The sequence below is a fragment of the Herbaspirillum lusitanum P6-12 genome (assembly GCF_000256565.1).
In the GTDB taxonomy this organism is placed as follows: domain Bacteria; phylum Pseudomonadota; class Gammaproteobacteria; order Burkholderiales; family Burkholderiaceae_D; genus Herbaspirillum; species Herbaspirillum lusitanum.
Genome location: NZ_AJHH01000340.1, coordinates 1 through 5888, shown reverse-complemented (window position 1 = coordinate 5888; position 5888 = coordinate 1). Strand labels below are relative to the sequence as shown.

Genomic DNA, 5888 nt, shown 5'->3' with positions numbered 1-5888 from the left:
ACCCGATAACAATAAGATTAATCCCGATAACAATTACCGGCATGCGCGCGCTGGCGTGGAGTACCGTAGGCCAATGGCGCGTTGCCGTTGGTATTTGCATGGGCGGCAATCTGTTTGCCGGCGGGCGCCACCGCGCAGCCGGACAGTCCGACCGGCAGCAGGATCGCGCCGCTGCCGGCCAGGCCCATATAGCGAATGAAGTCCCGACGTTTCATTGCGGCTCCGATGCTTTTAACGTTTCATGAAGGCAGGTCCGCCCAGGATCAGGCCGACTTGCAAGTTGGGCGGCGCCCCCGCGATTGCGGTCACGGCGTTCTGGTCCAGCAGCGGCGACAGCGTCTGGATCAGTCGCACCGGATCGACGGCTTCCGCATTGGCTGCCGGTTGCGTATTTTCGGCGCGGGCAATCGGAGATTTGCCATTGCTCAGACCGTTGGCGAAATTGATCCGGCGCAGCAGCGCGTCGGGATTGAGCCAGGCCTCTTCGGAGAACTTGTAACCTTCCGGCGTCAGCCAACCGTACAGGGGCATGCCGAACTGGCTGAGCACGCCGCTCACGGGCTTGGCGTTGACGACCGGCGTAGCGGTGGCGCGCAGGCTGGAGACGACGTATTGATAGGGCGTCTTGAACTGGCTTTGGTAGTTCCGGCGCGACCAGAATTGCGGACTGTCGAACAAGGTGCGCAGCACGGTTTTGATGTCGCCGTCGCTGGCGAGGAAGCGCTGCGCCAGTTTCTCGACCAGCGCCGGATCGGCCTGGTCGGAAACGAAGTATTGCACCAGTTTGGTCGAGATGAAGCGCGCCGTCGCCGGATTGCGCGCCAGCATGTCGAGCGCCTGTTCGCCTTCCTGCTGGCCGCCTGGCGCAATCGTGCGGCCGAGGAATTGCTTGGCCGCGCCGTCGTGGCGTTGTGGATTGAAAGCGAAGCCGGCGCTGTTGACGCTGTCGGCTCCTTGTTTCATGTTCGCCTCATCGATGGTCCAGCCGCTCAGGATGCGCGCCAGCGAAATGACATCGGCCTGCGTGTAGCCGCCGTCGACGCCGAGTGTGTGCAACTCCATCAGCTCGCGCGCATAGTTTTCGTTGAGGCCTTTGAAACGTCCTTTGGCTTGCGGTGTACCGGCGCCGCTGCTGAGCCAGTTGTCTAGGTAATAGAGCATCGCCGGATGATGGGTGACCGCGCCCAGCAACTGGCGAAAATTGCCGAGTGCATTGGGCCGGATGGCGTTCTTTTCGTAATCGGCGCTCCAATAGCGCACCCATTCCTTGCCTTCGAAGACATTGAAATGATTGAACCAGAATTCGGTCATCACTTCCTGCAACTGGCGCGGACTTTCGGTGGCAAGCCACAATCGCGCGGCATGGCTTTGCGGGGTGATTTCCTTCGCGGCGCGCTGGCGTGCAGCGTTCTTTTCGTCGGTGCTGGCGCTGTTGGGCGGGAAGGATGGCGGACCGTAGGCGATGTAGAGTTGCGAGGTGGTGAGCTGGTATGTCGCCAGGCCGTCGAGACGGCTTTGCAGATCGGGCGGAAGAGGTATGCGTTCCGGATTGAGTTGCTCGTCGATGTAGCGTTTTACGCCGATTTTTTCAACGGCGGCGACATCGCCCGGACGCGGCCCGTAGGCCAGGCGATTGAGCACATGCAACGCCTGCTCCTGCGAATTCAGCGCTTGCGCGAACGCCTGACCGCAAGCACTGGCCAAGCCTAGTGCAAGCAATCCGATCACACCATATCTACGAGGGATTTGCATGACGCCGCATGTAGGAAAGAGAATGCTTAAAGTATCGCATCCTCACCGAACGTCGCTGTAATAAAGTGTAAAAGCTTTGTTCTTGCTGAAACGTCGTCAGCAGTCCTTCAGCTATTCGTCAGTTTTCCACGAGCTCGAAGCTGCCGCTGCTGCGCCATGTGGTGCGGTCGGCAACCCGGCTGGCAGTGCCGGAGACGCTGGTGTTGATTTCCACCTGTACCGAGAAACTGGCGCCCTTGAGCGTGCGTTCATCCTGCACCGGCACAACGCCCACGCCGGGCGACAGCAGGGCGGTTTCCATCATGTTGTCGGGTTGCTGGCCGGTGACTTTGACGTTGCCGAGCTTGACGCGTTTGCCGTCCAGTTGCGCGAGCGACAGATTCAGCACGAAGTTGCCGGCGTTGCCGAAACGGTAGCCGTTACCGTCACCGGCGGCGGGCGCCGCGAAAGTAGATGGTCATCAGCGACGGCTGACGGCAGTTCACAGAGAGCGTCATGGTCTGCTTGCCCAATGCGAACGCGGTAGGCGACACCTGGCGGCCGAGCAGTTCGGCGCGCGTGACCTCGCCGTAGTCGATCACCGTATTGCTGATCTGCATCTGGCAATTGTCGTTGGGAGCAGCTTGTGTCGACGACGACGGCGACGACAGCGACGACAATGCGATCACCGCAGCAACGACGGCATGGCGGTTCATGGAGCTGCCTGCGAGGGATTTACGATTGAGCATGGGATGCTTTCCGTATCTGTAGTTGTACTTGCAGAGCCGGGCCGCAGCGCGCCTCGGCAGTTTCAAAGAACATATTGGGATCCGCCCTGGACGGCAATTCAAATTGCAATGAACATTGCCTGCCGTCCGGAAGCGAGACCTCCAGTTTGGAATTGGGTACGCCGTTGATCAGAAAAATCTGGCCGTCGTCGACTACCGTCGTGACGAACTGGCCTTCGGCGTCCAGCACGAACGCGCCCTTGGGCAGAGGATTGCCGTCGGCACCTTTGGTGTTGAGCAGGATGCGCCGCACCTTGATGGTGTCGAAGGTGACGAAGTTGACTGAACCGCGTCCCGGCTCGACGAGCTTGTAACCGTTCTTGATGTCGACATTGCGCGGCAGGCTCTTGGTAGCGATTTCCAGCCGGCTGCTGGCGTACGGCGCCATCTGTGAAATCACCGCCTGTCCCCATGGGTCCGTCCACACCGGGCCATAGGGAGTGCTGACGCGGATGCCGGACTCGTCGCCCACCGACAGGATGCCGAAGGTGTCCTGGATCGGATAGGGCGACAGCGTCAGGCCGTTCTGATGCTACACCATGCCGCCGCGCAGACCGCCATTCATGGAAGTCGCTCCCGATCCTGCACGCGAATAACCGAGGTTGACCTGGGTATAGCGCGGCAGTATCGACGCCTGCGTCGAGAGATCGGTTTCCTGGTTCTGGGTGTTGCGCTCTGCGGAAACAGTGTAGTTGGCGTATTCGTTGATCGTCTCGTTGTATGAGGCGCCGTAGCGTTTGTAGCCGCTGCTGTTGTTGACGTAGGTGCGCACGTTGCGCTGCCCGAGCGGAATGCTCAGCGTGAGGTAGAAAGTATTGATGGGCACGGTGTTGCTGCTGTTGGCGTCGGTGTTGCCGCTGGTGCCGAGATTGTGTTCGAGGTTGAACGATATCGTGCCGAATGAGAAGGTCTGACCCCATGAGCCGGTCACCCGCTGGGTCGAGACGCCGCTGAACAGCGAGGAGCGCGAATAGGCGACATTGAACGAGCCCAGTGTTGCATTGCTCCAGCTCAGCGATGCGGTGTACTGGCCGCGATAGCGATTGTGCTCCAAGTCGCCGGCGTTGGCGGGCGTGTCGACGATGGTGTCGGCGAGGTCGCGATAACCGAGCGTTTGCTGTGTCGCCGAAAAACTGCCCGAGAATGAGGTCGATAGCAGGCTGCTGCCGGACAGGCTGACCTGGGTTCCGCGCACGCCTTCGCCGGTCGCGTTGGACAGGCGCTGTTGCAGGCTGATGCTGGTGCTGTTGAACACGCGTGTGTCCATTCCCCAGGCGCCGGCCTGATACGAGGTCGCCGCCATGAGACCGGCGTTGGCGTTGCTGTCCTTGCCGATTTTCCAGCCGCCCGAACCGGTCACGATCCACGGCTGGCGCGCGGTGCTGCCGCCGAGACTGCGTTGACGACCGACGGCAAATGAATAGCCGCGCTGGCTGCCAAGCGAGCCGCTGTGCAGCGACGCGGCCGGCACGATGAAGCGACGTTGCGCACCGGTGGCTTCCACCACGGTGACTTCCAGATCACTGCCCGAGTTCAGCAGCGGCAGGTCGGATAACGCGAACGGCCCGGCAGGAACAACGGTGGTGTAGATCAGCGCGCCGGCCTGGCGCACTTCCACGCGCGCTTGCCACTGCGCGATGCCTTCCACCATGACGTTGTTGCGATTGAGGCTCATCAGCGCACCTTCCGGAATCATTTGCGCCCCGGTAATGGCGCCGCCTGAGACCGCTGAATTGGCAATGTTGATCTGGCCGGCCTGCAAGATGGATTTGAAATCCATCAGCGTTTTTTGAGCGTAGGCGTAGACATGCTGGCGCTGCGATTTTCCATCCTGGGCGGTATAGACTTCGCGGCTGCGCACGATCCAATCCTTGACGTTGAATCCCAGTTCGGCGTTACCCGACATGAAACGGCTGCCGCCACCGGAGAATTTGCTGTTCACGCCGAGTATTTCGTAGTTCAGCATCGCAGCAGTCCCGCCGCTGCTATAGCCGGCGAAGTCGTCCTCGGTGGGCCGCAAAGCATCGGTGGGCACCACCAGCGCCACCTCTTCCTTGCCGGGACGCAGTTCGACCCGGGTTTGCGGGAAGGCTTCCTTGTAGTCGAAGCAGTCCGGCGACGCAGCCTTCGTAGTCTGTGCCGCAGGCGTCCTTGGCGTCGATGTGGGCTTGTCGGCCTTTTTCAACTGCGGCGGCACGATCAATCCGCCTTTGTCGAGCAGGCCGACGTCAAAACACAAATCGCCTTTGGTATTGAAGCGTGCATCGGCGCGTCCACGCTTGCTGCCGTTGACGAACAGCGTCACAACCTGCATACCGGGACGAAAGCGCGCAGCCTCGCGAAAATAATCCGCGAGCTGAGGATCGATGCCGCGCTCTTTCAGCATGTTCAGATCGAATCCGCTGGCATCGGCAGCATGCAACGGCAAAGCCGCCATTCCCCCCGCTACGGCAGACAAGGCAATGAGGCAATGCTTCAGGCGAACGTCGGGCGGCGGGCGCGGGTCGAGGAAAGCCCCATGTTTCCTGCGGATTTTGTTATTCATTTTCCCTGATTGCGAGGGAGAAAAAAGCGGGACTTACCTGGTAAGCGCAGCGTCGTAACTGTCCACCGAGAAGCCATATACGGTCGCGGGCGCCAGGCGTACCGAGGTCGATGCCGCGCCAGTTGCCGGGACCGCTACGCTGATGGTTTCACCCGGCAGGAAATAGGTCTTGCCGAGATCAAGCTCGGCGTTGCCCGGCAACAGCGTCACTGTCTGCGCCAGCCGCACGACATAGGCGCTGTCGTTCTTGGCGACAAGGTTGCCGTTGCGTACCGACCAGGTCAGCAATTTCCAGGGTTCCCGGTTGGGCGCGAGACCTTTGGGATGGATGATGACCGGCAGATTCTGGCGCACGTTCATCGTCACCTTGACGCCGCCGTCTTTGGATTGCTGCGGGATGCCTTCGAAAATGACGCGCTTGAATCGTTGCGTCTTGAGCGGTTCCTTGCTTTGCAGGATGAAGCGCACCAACTGGGTTTCATCCGGCTCGACGCGCGCGACGGGCGGGGTGACGATCAGGAGGTTTTCCTTGTCTTCCGGGAGGTTTTGAATCGAGGTGTACAGCAAGGTGGCATTGGCGTCGGTGTTCTTGACGTTCATGCTGGCTTCGCCGTCGGCTTCGTTGATGATGACCACCGAGGTCTCCGGAAGCATGCCGCTGGCGTACGCGGTGACAGGCATGACGGCGTTGGAGAGAAAACAGGCAACAGCAAGAAAAAGCAATTTCTTAAAATTGGTGCACATTTCATTTACCCCCCGGTTGTTATAGATAACGATTGCAACAGCTCCGATGCCAGATTTAAGAGTATTTGAGAATATTCTCT

Annotated in this window: 6 protein-coding genes and 1 pseudogene; all 7 read right to left on the bottom strand. The window is 60.1% G+C overall.

The features are described 5' to 3' along the window. Positions 1 to 17: 17 nt before the first annotated feature. Positions 18 to 215, bottom strand: a complete 198-nt coding sequence (locus tag HLUSI_RS28090) for a hypothetical protein (RefSeq protein WP_040503377.1) — start codon at positions 213 to 215, stop codon at positions 18 to 20. 16 nt (positions 216 to 231) lie between these two features. Then, the gene (locus HLUSI_RS0110925; RefSeq protein WP_029363388.1) at positions 232 to 1752 is read right to left on the bottom strand and encodes a DUF1800 domain-containing protein; all 1521 of its coding nucleotides are present in this window, start codon (positions 1750 to 1752) and stop codon (positions 232 to 234) included. 118 nt (positions 1753 to 1870) lie between these two features. Continuing rightward, entirely contained in the window at positions 1871 to 2140 is a 270-nt protein-coding gene (locus tag HLUSI_RS0110920; protein ID WP_016834019.1) for a hypothetical protein, read from the bottom strand. Positions 2141 to 2177: 37 nt separating this feature from the next. Further along, positions 2178 to 2447 (bottom strand): DUF1120 domain-containing protein, encoded by a 270-nt coding sequence (locus HLUSI_RS0110915; RefSeq protein WP_016834018.1) that lies wholly within the window; start codon positions 2445 to 2447, stop codon positions 2178 to 2180. A gap of 19 nt (positions 2448 to 2466) precedes the next feature. Further along, positions 2467 to 2772: a FimD/PapC C-terminal domain-containing protein gene (locus HLUSI_RS34075; RefSeq protein ID WP_269147417.1), complete on the bottom strand. Its 306-nt coding sequence runs from the start codon at positions 2770 to 2772 to the stop codon at positions 2467 to 2469. A gap of 24 nt (positions 2773 to 2796) precedes the next feature. Continuing rightward, a pseudogene (locus HLUSI_RS28085) lies at positions 2797 to 4905 on the bottom strand (fimbria/pilus outer membrane usher protein); the annotation flags it as partial. 192 nt (positions 4906 to 5097) lie between these two features. Next, positions 5098 to 5808 (bottom strand): fimbria/pilus chaperone family protein, encoded by a 711-nt coding sequence (locus HLUSI_RS0110905; protein ID WP_029363387.1) that lies wholly within the window; start codon positions 5806 to 5808, stop codon positions 5098 to 5100. Positions 5809 to 5888: the final 80 nt, after the last annotated feature.